This window comes from Streptomyces sp. NBC_00090 (genome assembly GCF_045160815.1).
GTDB lineage: Bacteria > Actinomycetota > Actinomycetes > Streptomycetales > Streptomycetaceae > Streptomyces.
The window spans coordinates 4,662,768-4,677,400 of sequence record NZ_CP108224.1 but is presented as its reverse complement, the minus strand read 5'-3'; the positions used below and the strand labels follow the sequence as shown (position 1 = coordinate 4,677,400).

Annotated in this window: 14 protein-coding genes, 1 tRNA gene and 1 pseudogene; 2 read left to right on the top strand and 14 right to left on the bottom strand. The window is 71.7% G+C overall.

Going from position 1 to position 14,633, the window contains the following annotated elements; translation table 11 throughout:
* Position 1 precedes the first annotated feature (1 nt).
* The 9 genes from OG361_RS20850 to OG361_RS20810 form a co-directional block, all read right to left on the bottom strand.
* Positions 2-2,194 (bottom strand): ArnT family glycosyltransferase, encoded by a 2,193-nt coding sequence (locus tag OG361_RS20850; RefSeq protein ID WP_405855671.1) that lies wholly within the window; start codon positions 2,192-2,194, stop codon positions 2-4.
* Positions 2,191-3,462, bottom strand: a complete 1,272-nt coding sequence (locus OG361_RS20845; RefSeq protein WP_405855669.1) for a glycosyltransferase — start codon at positions 3,460-3,462, stop codon at positions 2,191-2,193. The genes OG361_RS20850 and OG361_RS20845 overlap by 4 nt, the downstream gene beginning before the upstream one ends.
* A gap of 26 nt (positions 3,463-3,488) precedes the next feature.
* On the bottom strand, positions 3,489-5,093 hold the full coding sequence (locus tag OG361_RS20840; RefSeq protein WP_405855667.1) for a sensor histidine kinase: 1,605 nt from the start codon (positions 5,091-5,093) through the stop codon (positions 3,489-3,491).
* Between the two features lie 6 nt (positions 5,094-5,099).
* Positions 5,100-5,843: a response regulator transcription factor gene (locus tag OG361_RS20835; protein ID WP_405855665.1), complete on the bottom strand. Its 744-nt coding sequence runs from the start codon at positions 5,841-5,843 to the stop codon at positions 5,100-5,102.
* Between the two features lie 160 nt (positions 5,844-6,003).
* Positions 6,004-6,882: an amidohydrolase family protein gene (locus tag OG361_RS20830; RefSeq protein ID WP_405855663.1), complete on the bottom strand. Its 879-nt coding sequence runs from the start codon at positions 6,880-6,882 to the stop codon at positions 6,004-6,006.
* On the bottom strand, positions 6,869-7,204 hold the full coding sequence (locus OG361_RS20825; RefSeq protein WP_405855661.1) for an antibiotic biosynthesis monooxygenase family protein: 336 nt from the start codon (positions 7,202-7,204) through the stop codon (positions 6,869-6,871). Before OG361_RS20825 ends, OG361_RS20830 begins: the two co-directional genes overlap by 14 nt.
* Positions 7,205-7,278: 74 nt before the next feature.
* Positions 7,279-8,196, bottom strand: a complete 918-nt coding sequence (locus OG361_RS20820) for a DUF2797 domain-containing protein (protein ID WP_405855659.1) — start codon at positions 8,194-8,196, stop codon at positions 7,279-7,281.
* Between the two features lie 213 nt (positions 8,197-8,409).
* The gene (locus tag OG361_RS20815; RefSeq protein WP_405855657.1) at positions 8,410-9,246 is read right to left on the bottom strand and encodes a BRO family protein; all 837 of its coding nucleotides are present in this window, start codon (positions 9,244-9,246) and stop codon (positions 8,410-8,412) included.
* Positions 9,247-9,408: 162 nt separating this feature from the next.
* On the bottom strand, positions 9,409-9,774 hold the full coding sequence (locus tag OG361_RS20810; RefSeq protein WP_384569037.1) for a PH domain-containing protein: 366 nt from the start codon (positions 9,772-9,774) through the stop codon (positions 9,409-9,411).
* 81 nt (positions 9,775-9,855) lie between these two features.
* On the opposite strand from OG361_RS20810, the gene OG361_RS20805 reads away from it, so the two are divergent.
* Both OG361_RS20805 and OG361_RS20800 read left to right on the top strand, forming a co-directional pair.
* Positions 9,856-10,800 (top strand): RNA polymerase sigma-70 factor, encoded by a 945-nt coding sequence (locus tag OG361_RS20805; RefSeq protein WP_405855654.1) that lies wholly within the window; start codon positions 9,856-9,858, stop codon positions 10,798-10,800.
* Between the two features lie 92 nt (positions 10,801-10,892).
* The gene (locus tag OG361_RS20800) at positions 10,893-12,146 is read left to right on the top strand and encodes an NAD(P)/FAD-dependent oxidoreductase (RefSeq protein ID WP_405855652.1); all 1,254 of its coding nucleotides are present in this window, start codon (positions 10,893-10,895) and stop codon (positions 12,144-12,146) included.
* A gap of 232 nt (positions 12,147-12,378) precedes the next feature.
* Here OG361_RS20800 and OG361_RS20795 read toward each other — a convergent pair whose 3' ends face one another.
* The 5 genes and pseudogenes from OG361_RS20795 to OG361_RS20775 form a co-directional block, all read right to left on the bottom strand.
* Positions 12,379-12,801, bottom strand: a complete 423-nt coding sequence (locus OG361_RS20795; protein ID WP_405855651.1) for a DUF6578 domain-containing protein — start codon at positions 12,799-12,801, stop codon at positions 12,379-12,381.
* Between the two features lie 50 nt (positions 12,802-12,851).
* Positions 12,852-13,052: a dehydrogenase gene (locus tag OG361_RS20790; protein ID WP_405855649.1), complete on the bottom strand. Its 201-nt coding sequence runs from the start codon at positions 13,050-13,052 to the stop codon at positions 12,852-12,854.
* A 146-nt stretch (positions 13,053-13,198) separates the two neighbouring features.
* Positions 13,199-13,438 (bottom strand): annotated as a pseudogene (locus OG361_RS20785) (UTRA domain-containing protein); the annotation flags it as partial.
* Positions 13,438-13,959, bottom strand: coding sequence for a signal protein (locus OG361_RS20780; RefSeq protein WP_405855647.1), 522 nt, complete (start codon positions 13,957-13,959; stop codon positions 13,438-13,440). The gene OG361_RS20780 and the pseudogene OG361_RS20785, both read right to left, overlap by 1 nt.
* A gap of 313 nt (positions 13,960-14,272) precedes the next feature.
* Positions 14,273-14,345 (bottom strand) — tRNA-Arg (locus tag OG361_RS20775).
* Positions 14,346-14,633: the final 288 nt, after the last annotated feature.

Genomic DNA, 14,633 nt, shown 5'->3' with positions numbered 1-14,633 from the left:
GTTATGCGGTTCGCGTCAGGTCGTAGAAGGTGGCGCCGCCGATCGTGACCTTCTCGAAGGTCTCCGAGACCCACGTGGAGATCTCCGAGTTGCCGCCGGGACCGCCGCCCATGCCGCCACCGCCCATGCGGCCGCCGTCCTCACCGGTGCCGCTCTCGCCGCTGCCGATGAAGTAGTGGATCTTCCCCTCGGCGACGTACCGCTTGAACTGGTCGAGCGTCGGGGACGGGTCGCTGCCGTTGAAGCCGCCGATCGCCATCACCGGCTTCTCGGTGGCGAGCTGATAGCTGGCGGCGTTCTGGGCGCCGACCGTGGCCGCGACCCAGGTGTAGTCGCCGGCGTTCGCGAGGAGCGCGGTCTTCGCCTCCGTACCGACGCTGGCGCCGTTGAGGAGACCGCCCATACCGCCGCCACCGCCCATGCCACCGCCGCGGCCTTCACCCCGCGTCATGCCCTGGGGCAGTCCCTGGGGCAGTCCCTGGGGCAGTCCCTGGGGCGGGGTGGCGCCGCCGGTGCCGCCCGGCATCTGACCCTGGCCCTGACCACCGGGCATCTGACCACCGGGCATCTGACCCTGACCGCCCTGACCACCCTGACCACCCTGGGGCATCGCTCCCATCTCGAACATCCGGCCGCCGCCACCCGGTCCGCGGCCGCCCATCGCGCCGCCCGCCGGACCCGCCGTCACGATCGAGCCCTGGTGCCCGGAGCCCAGCGTCTCCAGCGTGTACGCGAACGGGCCGGCGAGCCCCGCCGCCAGGCCGAGGCCCGCCGCCGCGAGCCCGAGCCGCCGGTCGATCCGGCCCGCGAACAGCAGCGCCACCGCGGCCACCGCGCCCGCCACCAGGACCGCCCAGCTCAGCCACGGCAGCCAGTCCGGTGTCCGGCCGAGGAGCGTCCAGCCCCACACCGCCGTCGCCGCGACCGTCACCGCGAGGGCCGCCGAGGCGAGCCACCGCGTCCGCTCCTCCCACAGCACCGCCGCGCCCATGCCGACGAGCGCCGCGAGGTACGGGGCCAGGGCCACCGTGTAGTACTCGTGGAAGATGCCGGCCATGAAGCTGAAGACGGCGAGCGTGATCAGCAGCGAACCGCCCCACACCAGGAACGCCGAGCGCGCCGTGTCCGTCCGGGGCGCCCGCCAGGTGACGACGAGCCCCGCGACGAGCAGGATCAGCGCGGCCGGGAGCAGCCAGGAGATCTGACCGCCGACCGAGTCGTTGAACATCCGGCCGATCCCGGTCTCGCCCCAGCCGCCGCCCTGGCCGCCGCCACGACCGCCGCCGCCGACGCTGCCGGTCTCGTTGCCGTTGATCCGGCCGAGGCCGTTGTAGCCGAAGGTCAGCTCCAGGAAGCTGTTGTTCTGCGAGCCTCCGACGTACGGGCGCGAGGCCGCCGGCCAGAGCTCGACCAGGGCCACCCACCAGCCCGCCGACACGATCATCGCGAGCCCGGCGAGCGCCAGCCGGCCGATGCGGCGGCCGATCGCGCCCGGCGCGCAGACCCCGTACACGAGCGCGAGCGGCGGCAGGATCAGGAAGGCCTGCAGGGTCTTCGCGAGGAACGCGAAGCCGAAGGCCACCCCGGCCCACACCAGCCACCTCGCCGCGCCCTTCTCCTGCTCCAGGGCGCGCAGTACGCAGTACACGGCGACCGTCATGAGGAGGGCGAGCAGCGCGTCCGGGTTGTTGAAGCGGAACATCAGCGCGGCGACGGGCGTCAGCGCGAGGACCGCACCCGCGATCAGGCCCGCGCCCGCGCCGAACCGGCGCCGGACGGCCGCGTACAGCACGGCGACCGTGGCCACGCCCATCAGCACCTCGGGCACGAGGATCTGCCAGGAGCCGAGTCCGAAGAGGCGGACGGAGAGCGCCATCGGCCACAGCGCGGCCGGGGGCTTGTCGACGGTGATGGCGTTGGCCGCGTCGAGCGAGCCGAAGAAGAAGGCCTTCCAGCTCTCGCCGCCCGCCTGGACGGCCGCCGAGTAGAAGGAGTTGGCGTAGCCGGAGGCGCTCAGGTTCCAGAGGTAGAGCGCGGTGGTCACGGCCAGCAGGCCGAGGAAGGCGGGCCGGACCCAGGGGGCGTCCTCGGGGCGCCCGCGCCAGAGCCGGACGAGGGGGCCGCCGCGGGGCGCGGCGTGGGCCGCGCCGCCCGGCGCCGCCGGGAACGTCGCCGCCGGAGAGGTCGAAGTCATCGGTCGTTCCTTGTGGTGGGCCGCTCGGGGAAGACCCAGAGCCGGAAGAGGAGGAAGCGCAGGACGGTCGCGGCGAGATTGGCGACGATCAGGACGGCGAGCTCGGTGGAGTGCGCCGGATCGCCGGTCGCCGCGCCCAGGGCCGCGAGCGAACCGCTGGTCAGGGCCAGGCCGATGGCGAAGACCACGAGTCCCTGCGCCTGATGGCGGACGGCCCGGTCCCGGCCCCGTACGCCGAAGGTGAGGCGCCGGTTGGCCGCCGTGTTGGCGACGGCCGAGACGAGGAGGGCCCCGGCGTTGGCGAGCTGCGGCCCGAGGCCGAGCCGGAAGGCCGAGTACAGCGCGACGTAGAAGAGCGTGGACAGCGCGCCGACCACGCAGAAGCCGACGAGCTGGCGCGCGAGACCGCCCGGCACACCGCTGAGGTCACGGTCCCGGGGGTCGTCCCCGAAGGGCCGGGCCAGCCGGTCGAGGGGCAGCGAGCCGGTCGCCAGCGCCCGCCCGACCCGCCACACGCCCTTCAGGTCGTCGGTGGCCGTCTTCACGATGTGCACGGTCGAGTCGGGGTCGTCGACCCAGTCGACGGGCACCTCGTGGATGCGCAGACCGGCCCGCTCGGCGAGGACCAGCAGCTCGGTGTCGAAGAACCAGCCGGTGTCCTCCACCATCGGGAGCAGCCGCTCGGCGACGTCCCGCCGTATCGCCTTGAATCCGCACTGGGCGTCGGAGAAGCGCGCGGCGAGCGAGCCGCGCAGGATCAGGTTGTACGCACGTGAGATGAACTCCCGCTTCGGCCCGCGCACCACCCGCGAGGAGCGGGCGAGCCGGGAGCCGATCGCCAGGTCCGAGTGGCCCGAGATGAGCGGCGCGACCAGCGGAAGCAGCGCGTTCAGGTCGGTGGACAGGTCGACGTCCATGTAGGCGAGGACGGGCGCGTCCGATCCCGACCACACCGTGCGCAGCGCCCGGCCGCGCCCCTTCTGCTCCAGCCGTACGGAGCGCACCTCGGGCACCTCGTCGGCGAGGGCCGCGGCGACGTCGGGGGTCGTGTCGGTGGAGGCGTTGTCGGCGACGGTGATGCGGAAGCCGTACGGGAAGGTCCGGAGGAGGTGCTCGTGGAGCCGGCGGACGCACGGCTCCAGGTCCTTCTCCTCGTTGTAGACGGGAATCACCACGTCCAGGACGGGCCGTCCGGCGATGTTCACCGGCAGGTGCTCCCGGGCGGGGAGGGCGCCGGACGTGGGACCCGCGATCGTTGGGGTTCGCATGACACCGACACTCGCCGGGGCCGCTGTCACGGCTGTGTGATGAGCCTGTGCGCTCGCTGTGAGTCCCGCTGTGCATCCTGCTGTACACCCGGCTGCGCGTCCCGCCGTACGCCCTGCCGCGCGTCCCCGTCGGCGGGGAGCCGGACGGTGAAGACGGTGCGGCCGGGGGCGCTCGTGACGGTGACCTCGCCGCCGTGGGCGAGGGCGACCGCGCGGACGATGGCGAGGCCGAGGCCGGTGGATCCGGCGTTCCGGGAGCGGGAGGCGTCGCCGCGCGCGAACCGCTCGAAGACGGAGGGCAGGAGCTCGGGCGGGATGCCGGGCCCGTCGTCCTCGATGTCGACGAGCGCGCATGGCCCGTCCCCACGGACGCGGGCGGTGACCTTCGTACCGGGCGGGGTGTGGGTCCTGGCGTTGGCGAGGAGGTTGACGAGCACCTGCTGGAGCCGGGCGCCGTCGGCCCGTACGGTCACGGCCTCGCCGTCCGTGGGCAGTTCGAGGCGCCAGTGATGCTCGGGCCCGGCGGCGCGGGCATCACTCACGGCGTCCACGACGAGGGGGACGAGGTCGGTGCTCTCGTACGAGAGCGGCCGTCCGGCGTCGAGCCGCGCGAGGAGCAGGAGGTCCTCGACAAGACCCGTCATCCGGGTCGCCTCGGACTCGATCCGGCCGAGCGCGTGCCGGGTGTCGGGCCCGCACTCCTCCCGGCCGCGCCGGGTCAGCTCCGCGTACCCCCGGATCGAGGCGAGCGGGGTGCGCAGCTCGTGGCTGGCGTCCGCGACGAACTGCCGGACCCGGGTCTCGCTCTGCTGGCGGGCGTCGAGGGCCGAATGGACGTGGTCCAGCATCCGGTTGATGGCCGCGCCGACCTGGCCGACCTCGGTCCGCGCATCGGCCTCCGTCTCCGGGACCCGCTGATGGAGCGCCACCTCGCCGCTGTGCAGCGGGAGCTGGGCGACCTGACCGGCGGTGGCGGCGACCCGCCGCAGCGGGCGCAGCGCCACCCGGACCAGGACGGTCCCGGCGATCGAGGCCGCGACGAGCCCGGCGCCGGTGACGCTCAGCTCGACGAGGACGAGGGTGGAGAGGGCGTCCTCGACCTCGGTGAGCGGGATGCCGGTGAGGAACGAGCCGTGGGCCCCGGAGGCGTACTCGACCCGGTAGGAGCCGAGGCCGCCGGGCAGCTCGACGGTGTGCGGTTCGCCGTCGCGGGGGACGGCGGCGAGCGCGGCCCGCTGGGCCGCGTCGAGCGTCGTGGTCCGGACGTTCCGCCCGTACGCCCCGCCGTCCTCGGACTCGGCCTCCGCCGAGTACCCGGCCGAGGTCAGCTCGCCGTCCACCAGGACCGCGCCGAGGGTGCCGATCGGGGCGCCGGGCGCCTGGACGAACGCGAGCGGGTCCTTCACCCGGTTCGGGTCGGGCAGGCCGGGCAGGGAACCCATGGCGGCCGGCGGGCCCGCCGCCCGGCTCGAAACGGTGTGCACCTGCTCGTCGGCCTGGTCGTACAGATACGAGCGGAACGCGATGGTCGTCACCGTCCCGATCACGGCCGCGACGACCGCGATCAGCGCGACCGCGGAGACGACGAGCCGGGTCCGCAGCGACCACGGCCGCCGACGTCGTACGCGCACGGGACGCTACTCCCCCGGCTTGATGAGATAGCCGGCCCCGCGCCGGGTGTGGATCATCGGGGAGCGGCCCGCGTCGATCTTCCGGCGCAGGTAGGAGATGTAGAGCTCGACGACGTTGGCCTGGCCGCCGAAGTCGTACGACCAGACCCGGTCGAGGATCTGCGCCTTGCTGAGCACCCGGCGCGGGTTGCGCATGAGGTAGCGCAGCAGCTCGAACTCGGTCGCGGTGAGGTGGATCGAGTCCCCGCCCCTGGTGACCTCGTGGCTGTCCTCGTCGAGGGTCAGGTCCCCGACGGTGAGCAGCGACTCGCTGCGCGCCTGCGCCGCCCCTGACCGGCGGATGAGGCCGCGCAGCCGGGCGACGACCTCCTCCAGGCTGAAGGGCTTGGTGACGTAGTCGTCGCCGCCGGCGGTGAGCCCGGCGATCCGGTCCTCGACGGCGTCCTTCGCCGTCAGGAAGAGCACCGGAACGTCCGGCAGCTCGCGCCGGATCGAGCCGAGCAGGCTGAGCCCGTCGGCGTCGGGGAGCATCACGTCGAGGATCACGGCGTCGGGCCGGAACTCGCGCACGGAGCGGAGGGCGGCGGCGCCGTCACCGGCACTCCGCACCTGCCAGCCCTCGTAGCGGAGGGCCATGGAGAGGAGCTCGGCGAGCGAGGCCTCGTCGTCGACGACGAGGACGCGGACGGCGGTGCCGTCGGCACGGAGCATGTCGGCGCGGGTGCCGGGGCGGCGTGTGGTGACGGTCATGGGACCACGCTCTCCGCCGCCGCTGAGAGCCCTCTTTCCCTTTCCTGTGAATTCCCTGAGAAAGGATCTCAGGGGATCTCAGGGGATCTCAGGGGAGATCGCAAGGGCTTCAGAGGTCCTCAGGGGGCCTCAGGGGGGCCTCAGAGGGCCTCAGCGGCCCTCAGGGGTGTTTCACGTGAAACAACTCGGCCCCGTTCTCGTAGAGGACCCTCCGCATCCAGTCGTCCCCGAGCCCGAGGCGTTCGAGGGCGTGGAGCTGATGGCCGTACGGATAGGGAATGTTAGGGAAGTCGGAGCCGAGGAGGATCCGGTCGCCGAGGTCGGCGAGCCGCCCGAGCTCCGCCGTGGGGAAGGGCGCGAGCTGCTCGCTGAAGTCGGTGAAGGCCATGGTCGTGTCGAGGCGGACGCCCTCGTACCGCTGGGCGAGGGAGAGGAAGTCGCCGTACTCGGGCATCCCCATGTGCGCGACGATCACCCGCAGCCGGGGGTGCCGGGCGAGCAGCCGCTCCATGGGCTCGGGCCCGGTGAACTTCCCCGGGGTGGGCCCGGAGCCGCAGTGGACGACGACGGGTGTACCGCTGTCGGCCAGCATCCCCCACGCGGTGTCGAGGGCCGGATCCGTGGGGTCGAACCCGCCGACCTGGAGGTGGACCTTGAAGACGCGGGCACCGGCGTCGAGCGCCTCGCGGACGTACGTGTCGACGCCTGGCTCGGGGAAGAGGGTCGCGGTGTGGAGACAGTCGGGCGTACGGGCGGCGAAGTCGACGGCCCAGGAGTTCAGCCAGACGGCCATGCCGGGCTTGTGCGGGTAGAGCATCGCGGTGAAGGCGACGGCCCCGAACCCGCGCAGGATGGCGAGCCTGCGGTCCTCCTCCTCGCGGTAGGTGATGGGCCACTCCAGGCCGGTGAGGGGGCCGGCGGAGTCGAAGTAGGCCCAGACCTTGTCGAGGACGTTCTGCGGCATGAAGTGCGTGTGCACGTCGACGAGCCCGGGAATCCCGAGGCGCTCGATCAGCGCCGGGATGTCACTCTCGCTCAAAGCTGTAGCTCCGTTCGACCTTGCCGATGTGGACGCTGTAGCTCTCGTACCAGTGCTCCCGCCCGTACGCCTTGGCTGCCTGGTGCTCGGTGTCGAGCCGCCAGGAGTCGAGCGATTCCAGGTCACGGAAGTAGGCGACGGTGATGCCGATACCGCCGGGGCTGCGGGCGGACTCGTAGCCGAGGAACCCGGGGATCTCCTTGACGATCTCCTGCATACGGGAGGAGGTCTCGGCGTAGCCCTCGGGGGCCTCGGGACGGACGGAGGTGAACACGGCGGTGTAGTAGGGCGGTTCCAGGCCCGCCACCAGCTTCGGAGTCATGTGATCACCCTCGCGGGGGCCGGCCGGGGATGTCCACGGCAGCAGGGGAAAGGGATCCAAGACTTTACGAAGCGTCAGAAGAGCTCGCCCTGGGCACTCTCGGGCTCCACGGCGGCCACCGGCGTCACGGGCACCGAGAACACCTCCCGCCCTGTCTCCCCCGCAGCCTTCCCCTCCGCCTTTCCCTCCGCCTTCCCCTCCCCGGCGGCGCGGAGCGCCCAGCCCCCCATGAGCCGGGTGTCGAGGGCGAGACAGCGCCCGCCGGGGTCGAGGAGGTGCAGATCGGGACCCGCGGCGGCGAGCAGCCGCCCCGTGACGACACCTCCGTCGACGAGTTCGGTGACCGTCCCGTCGAGCGGCGGCAGCCCGTCGAGGTGGAAGGCCCCGGCGTGGTCGCGCGGGGCGAACTCCAGCGGCTCCAGGGTCTCCGTCCACCCGCCGACCTCCCCCGCGCGCCGGTGCAGTGCCTCGATCTCCGCGGCGCGCTCCCCGACGGGCGGCAGGGCGTGCCGTACGGCCCGCTTCCGCTCGTACGCGATCCGGTCGGGGACTCCGAGCGCCTGCCGCAGCACCTCCTCGGTCCGGCGCGCGGCCATCAGCGGCCCCCGCCCGAGCCAGCTGAACGCGACGGCCCCCTGCTCCAGGAGCCGGGCCTCGCCGCGGGCCTCGGCGGTGATCCCGACCTTGGTCATCCCGGGCCCGAACCAGGCGAGGTACACGCGGTACGGCTGCGGATCGTCCAGGAGGGTGTCCGCCGCGACCGAGTGCGCCCGGTCGAGGCGCGCGCACTCACCGCACCGCCCTCCGGCGGCCCGCCCGGACACGGTGGCCTCCAGGGGGCAGGGGTTGCCCCGGGCCCCGGGACACCGCCGTACCCCGACGGCCCGGAAGCCGAGCTCCTGCCCGTACACGAGGGTGCTCACGCGCCCGCCACGCCAGCGCAGCCCCGGCACGCCACCGGCCCAGCCGATCCCCCGACACCACCACTCCACCGACCCACGCCTCCCTGCGCTGCTGTGGTGTCCAGTCTCCGCCACATCCGCTTCCGGTCCCCGACCCCGCCCCCGGGCGGGATCGTGTACGCCGAGGCCTGCCGGGTGGTGGCGATGGGGCCGGTAACCCCACCGCCACCACCAGCCCCACTCCCGCCACCGGCCCCGCCGGCCCCACCGGCCAAGGGCAGGACCGGCCAAGGGCAGAACCCATCAGGGCAGGACGTAGATCCGGGCTCCGTCCGGGTCCGGGGGCCCGACCTCCCGCATGCAGCCGCGCTCCAGGAGGATCCGCACGCAGTCCCGGACGCGCTCGCCCGACAGGCCGGTGCGGAGGGTGACGTCCTGGGGCCGGTAGCGGACCCCGCCACGGACGAGGGCGGGCGCGAGACAGCAGGCGACCGTCCGCGTGTCACCGGTGATGGCCCAGGACTCGACCAGCTGCTGCGGGGTGAGCGTGACGACCGCGGAGTCGGAGCGCTGGCGGGGCAGCGAGAGCCGCGCAAGGGAGTCGGCGACCCTTGCCAGGTTCTCGCGTGCCTCGCGGAGGAGCTCCGCCCGGTCGGTGTACTCCTCGCAGGCGGCGTACATGGCGGCCTGCTCGTCGAACTCCCCCTCCAGCCGTACGAGGACGTCGACGAGGTCCGGCGGCAGGAGGAACCCGGGGCGGACCGGCGAGGGTTCGAGCCCGTAGCCGCCGTCCCGCTGGACCGCCGCCACGACCTCCGCGACCCACGCCCGGAACGGCCCGGCCTCAGGTCTGCGGCACGCGCCCACGAGCTGGACGAGCCCCGGAACGTTCACCATCCGCACCGAGGCCCGGACCCCGTTGCGGGCGAGTATCGCGGCGCTCCCGGCGAGCTCCCCGGCCGTCGCCAGACACTCCTCGGGCAGCTCCACCGTCCGCAGCGCCTCCCGCGTCCCTGCGTACCCCAGCCGCTTCGCCACGTCCACGACCGGGAACCAGTGCGTCCCGTCCGGCGCGGTCAGCCGGCGCAGCCGCGCGCCGGTGGCGACATACACCATGTCATCGATGTCGATCGCATCCATCGAACATCACCTCCACTCGCAAGTTAGACCGAAGGCATATTCAACTGACATGCAAATCAGACAGGTTCACCCAAAAGGGGAAGGCCCCGGGGAATCCCCGGGGCCTTCCGCCCTCCCACCCTGCGTGTTTCGCCGCCTACTTCACGCCTGATCCGCCGTCGACTACTTCGCGACGAACTGCGTCAGGATCGCCTGCACCTCGTAGATGTCGACGCCCTTGGTGAAGGTCTTCTGCACCGGCACCGGGCTGCCCGAGATCCAGATCTTCAGCTCGGCGTCCAGGTCGAAGGTGCCGGCGGTCTCGACGGCGAAGTGCGTGATGCTCCGGTACGGGATCGAGTGGTACTCGACCTTCTTGCCGGTGATGCCCTGCTTGTCGACGAGCACCAGGCGACGGTCGGTGAAGAAGATCGTGTCGCGGATCAGCAGGTACGCGGCGTGCACCTGCTCCCCCTGCCCGAGCAGCCGCGCGAAGTCCTGCTGCGCCTGTGCCGGATCGATCGCGTGCGCGTTCCCGAAAAGTGCCATGCCACAGCCCCCACCATGCGAAGAGAAAGAACGATCATCAGACCTTAGCCCGCCAGGCCCCCTCGGACTAGGATTCCCGCCATGGCCCTGACGATGACCGACGTGGACCGGTTCGAAGCCGCCAGGCCCCGCCTGGAGGCCATCGCCTACCGTCTCCTCGGCTCCGCGAGCGAAGCCGAGGACGCCGTGCAGGACACCTTCCTGCGCTGGCAGGCCGCCGACGTGGACCGCATCGACGTGCCCGAGGCCTGGCTCACGAAGGTCCTCACCAACCTGTGCCTCAACCAGCTCACCTCGGCCCGCGCCCGGCGCGAGACCTACGTGGGCCAGTGGCTCCCCGAGCCGCTGCTCGCCGGAGACCCGATGCTCGGGCCCGCCGACACCGCCGAACAGCGCGAGTCGGTCTCGTACGCGGTCCTCACCCTCCTCGAACGCCTCACCCCCAACGAGCGGGCGGTGTACGTGCTGCGGGAGGCCTTCGGCCACTCGCACCGGGAGATCGCCGAGATCCTCGACCTGACCGAGGCCGCCAGCCAGCAGATCTTCCACCGCGCCAAGAAGCACGTCGCCGACGGCAGGTCCCGCACCGAGATCGACGAGGCCGCCGCCCGGCGGATCGTCGAGGAGTTCCTCGCGGCCGCCACCAGCGGACAGACCGATCTGCTCGTGCGGATGCTGACCGAGGACGCCGTCGCGATCGGCGACGGCGGCGGGAAGGTCCCGGCCCGCGCCAAGGCGTTCGAGGGCGCCCTCGCGGTCGCGAAGTTCATGCGGGGCCTGTTCAAGCCCAGCGAGGCCAAGCGCGCCCTCGTCGGCGGCTCCGCCGACATGTGGGCGACGACCGCCAACGGCGCCCCCGCCGTCGTGGTGGCCGTCGACGGCCGGGTGGTCGGCGTCATGTGCCTGGAGGTCGACGCCGAGGGCATCGCCGCGTTCCGCAGCCAGGTCAACCCCGACAAGCTCGAACGGGCGACCCGGCGGTGGGCGGCCACCGAGCACGAGGCCCCGCTCCTCCACGCCTTCTGATCTCATGTGATCCACGTCACACCGCACTCCTGTCAGGAAACGTCGGGCTGCCCGGTTCAAGGGACGAAGCCGCGGAAGACAGGAGCACGGACATGCAGCACCGCATCATCGTCCTCGGAGCCGGATACACCGGTGCCATCGCGGCCGGGCGCCTCGCCAAGCGGCTGCACCGCGAAGACGTCGCCATCACCCTCGTCAACGCCGAGCCCGACTTCGTCGAGCGTGTCCGGCTGCACCAGCTGGCCGTCGGCCAGGACCTCAGGCCCCGGCCCTTCGGCGAGATGTTCGCGGGCACCGGCGTCGAACTGAAGCTGGCGAGGGTCACCGGTGTGGACGTCGACCGCAAGACCGTCACGGTGACCGAAGCGACGCCCGCCGAGCACGCCGCGGAGACCTCCGCGGAAGCCTCCGTGACCGAGGAACTGCCGTACGACACCCTCGTGTACGCCCTCGGCAGCGGCTGGGACAGCCGGGGCGTCCCCGGCACCGCCGAGCACGCCCACGACATCGCGGGCCGCCCCGGAGCGCTCCGGCTGCGCGAGCGCCTCGCCCGCCTGGGCGCCGGAGGGTCCGTGGTCGTGGTCGGAGGCGGGCTCACCGGCCTGGAGGCCGCGACCGAGATCGCCGAGGCCCGCCCGGACCTCGACGTCGCCCTCGCCGCCCGCGGCGACCTCGGCGACTGGCTCTCGCCCAAGGGCCGCGCACACCTGCGGAAGACCGTCGACAGGCTCGGCATCACCGTCCACGAACAGGCCGCCGTCACCGCGGTGGAGGCCGACCGCGTGACCACAGCCGACGGCAGGTCCGTCCCGGCCGAGGTCACCGTGTGGACCACCGGCTTCGCGGTCCACCCGATCGCAGGGGCGACCGCACTGGAGATCGCCGACACGGGCCAGATCGTGGTCGACAGGACCATGCGCTCGGTCTCGCACCCCGACGTGTACGCCGTCGGCGACGCCGCCATGGCGCTGGGCCCCGGCGAGAAGCCGCTGCGGATGTCGTGCGCCACGGGCACCCCCATGGCGTGGCAGGCCGCGGACGCCATCGCGGCGCGCCTGACCGGCGGGAAGGTCCCGGAGACGCCCATGCGCTACTTCAACCAGTGCGTCTCGCTCGGCCGCGGGGACGGCCTGATCCAGTACGTCACCGCCGACGACCGCGCCGTCCGCTCGGCCCTGACGGGACGGCTCGCCGCCGTCTACAAGGAGCTGATCTGCAAGGGCGCGGCCTGGGGCGTGGCCAACCCGACCATCGGAATCCCGACCCGCCGCCGCCACGTCCTCCGCCCCCATCCCCAGCCGGCCCCGACCCCGACCTCAACCCCGGCCACCGAGCTCCCGGCCTGACCCGCCAACGCAAGAGGCCCCGGACTCTCGTCCGAGGCCTCTCACCTGTGTGCACTCGGCAGGATTCGAACCTGCAACCTTCTGATCCGTAGCTCTAGCCGGATCGGTCAGCGGGGGCCATACCGGCCGTTCTGAGTCCTCGGAGAGGGCCTATCGGACGGGGACGGTTGCTGGGGTTGCGGTACGGAGCTGCTGTACAGCAATCAGGCGAGAAGCCTGTCCCTCCGGCCCTTCATTGACCATGACGGGTAGCTGCACCGCCTGGCACGTCTGTGGCACGTCGGGCGGTCACCAGATATCCCACGAAACGCACCCCCGGCTGCGCTTTCGCCCACCCGTCCGCCGCCTCGATCGGAACCAGAACGGTCGTGCCCGGCACGGGATGGTAGATGTTGGACGTACTGCCCTCGGGCACCTCGTAATGGCAGTGCGCCTCATCCACCGACAACACTTCCAGCCGGACGGGCGCATGCCCCTCGTCCCGCCCGTGGTGTTCCTCGCAGAAGTCGATCCTCGCCGCGCGCTCACCACCGACCATGTCGGCGTAGTCCTCCGGATCGACCTCCAGGAGCGTCCACGAGACAACATCCCCTGGCGCGAAGCTCTCTCCGCAGCACTGGATCTGCCAGTCATCGACCCAGATCGTCAACGTCATACGGCCATTGTCCGCCGAGTAGCCTGGGTTCGTCAGAGGCCGCACGAATGTCAGCGGACCAGGTTGGGGAAGGGGCAGCGCTCCAGCAGCTCGTCCTGGCGGTCGGCCCAGTGCCACCAGAGAACTCGCTCCGGGCAACGCCACAGGTAGCGACAGACTCGCTCCCCGTCCTCCTCGCGCAGGCAGAGAACGTACCCCTTCGACTCCATAGGGCGGTCGCACTCGGGGCAGTGAAGGGGCGAGTCAGCCATGGCATGCAACCTGTCGCGGGCGTTGTCAGTGGTCGGCTATAGCGTCGTAGTCAAGGTTGAGCCGGTTCGATGTTCCTGCGGGGAACACGGCGGCCAAGGGGGGGTGGCACGGCAGGGGTCCCCTGAACTTTCACGCTTCGGGACCCTCAGCTCGGACCCCACCCCCCTCTCACCTTCCTCAGCTGGATGGGGACCTCGTAGACGATCTCGCACAGTGCTGCCGGCACGACGATGTCCGCCGTCTCCACAGGCTGCCCCTGATCGCTGTAGAACGTCCGCCGGATGTGCGTCACGAGTGCGCCCTTCTGGATACCCAGGAGCGACGCCTCCTCAGCGCTCGCCTGCCGGGGCTCCGGCTGCTCCACAGCACGACTGACCGGCTCGCCTAGGCCGACGAGGCGGCGACGGTCAACGCGTAGTCCACACCGGTCGAGAAGTCGCCTGACCGTCCACGGATCTTCAGGGAGTGCGCCCCGGGAGCGAGGGGCGGCAACTGCACCCATAGGCCGCACCCTGTAGCTGTAAAGCGCCCTTCCTCCCCGGTGAGCGGGTTACCTTGAGCGCCTTCCACCGTGATCGAGTCGCCTTTGTAGGTCTCCGGCTCGACCACCTTGCCGTCGAGAAGCACGGTCCCCTGCGCGCTGCTCATGTAGGCCTCACAGTTCTGACGGTCTCCGACGAGATTGACGACAGGCGCAGCAATCGGACGCCCGCTGGGAACCTCGCACGCGCGCTTGACCTGACCGCCGAAGGTTCCGGCCAGGAACCACACGTCGTGCGGTTGATTGCGTCCGCACGCGCTTCCGTCCGTGTCGGCGACAGGGTTGGTCGCTTCGGGCTCCGAGGCTGCCCACGTCCACCATCGGCCTTGCAGCTCCGCAGAACCGAGCTGCACGTTCTCCCTCACCGGAGCGGTGCTCGGCGGAGCGGTGCGAGCCGGCGCCACTCGTTCCGTGCCTTCCGGACCCGCGGCTGCCTGGGTCCCGCACCCCGCCAAGGCCGACATCACTACAGCGGTCAGGCCCGCGACTCCAGCTTTGAACCTCATATGGCCCCTCCCGATCGGACGCGCCGCCTTGTCCCCACCGCCGACGCGACATGAGCGGACACGCTACCCGCGGGGTAGGACCGGGCTGCCTCTGGGCCGGTTGCTGTACTTCGCTGCTGTACGACCAGGAAACGCAAGAGGCCCGGACTCTCGTCCGGGCCTCTCACCTGTGTGCACTCGGCAGGATTCGAACCTGCAACCTTCTGATCCGTAGTCAGATGCTCTATCCGTTAAGCTACGAGTGCTTGTTTTGTTTTCCGTCTTCGCTCCCCGGCCTTTCGACCCGCTCGCGGCGACAGGAAGAACATTACATGACTGCCGCCGTCCTGTGAAATCCATTCACCACACCCCTTGTGACCTGCGAAAACACCCCACCGAGGGCGATCGGGGAGTCCGTGGCCGAGGGGCCGCCGAGAGGCAGGCCGGGGCGAAAACGCGGGGAAAGAGACCGGGGTCACACAGCAGGAGCGCAGAGGGCCGGGAAGGGTCCGGGATGTGCGCGGGGCCGGGCCGGGAGGTGCCAGGAAGGGCCC

What these genes read in the sequence shown, in the direction of transcription:
- OG361_RS20850 (WP_405855671.1), bottom strand. Translation starts at nt 2,194, where the DNA reads ATGACTTCGACCTCTCCGGCGGCGACGTTCCCGGCGGCGCCGGGCGGC.
- OG361_RS20825 (WP_405855661.1), bottom strand. Translation starts at nt 7,204, where the DNA reads ATGACTCCGAAGCTGGTGGCGGGCCTGGAACCGCCCTACTACACCGCC.
- OG361_RS20810 (WP_384569037.1), bottom strand. Translation starts at nt 9,774, where the DNA reads ATGGCACTTTTCGGGAACGCGCACGCGATCGATCCGGCACAGGCGCAG.
- OG361_RS20835 (WP_405855665.1), bottom strand. Translation starts at nt 5,843, where the DNA reads ATGACCGTCACCACACGCCGCCCCGGCACCCGCGCCGACATGCTCCGT.
- OG361_RS20845 (WP_405855669.1), bottom strand. Translation starts at nt 3,462, where the DNA reads ATGCGAACCCCAACGATCGCGGGTCCCACGTCCGGCGCCCTCCCCGCC.
- OG361_RS20815 (WP_405855657.1), bottom strand. Translation starts at nt 9,246, where the DNA reads ATGGATGCGATCGACATCGATGACATGGTGTATGTCGCCACCGGCGCG.
- OG361_RS20800 (WP_405855652.1), top strand. Translation starts at nt 10,893, where the DNA reads ATGCAGCACCGCATCATCGTCCTCGGAGCCGGATACACCGGTGCCATC.
- OG361_RS20790 (WP_405855649.1), bottom strand. Translation starts at nt 13,052, where the DNA reads ATGGCTGACTCGCCCCTTCACTGCCCCGAGTGCGACCGCCCTATGGAG.
- OG361_RS20795 (WP_405855651.1), bottom strand. Translation starts at nt 12,801, where the DNA reads ATGACGTTGACGATCTGGGTCGATGACTGGCAGATCCAGTGCTGCGGA.
- OG361_RS20805 (WP_405855654.1), top strand. Translation starts at nt 9,856, where the DNA reads ATGGCCCTGACGATGACCGACGTGGACCGGTTCGAAGCCGCCAGGCCC.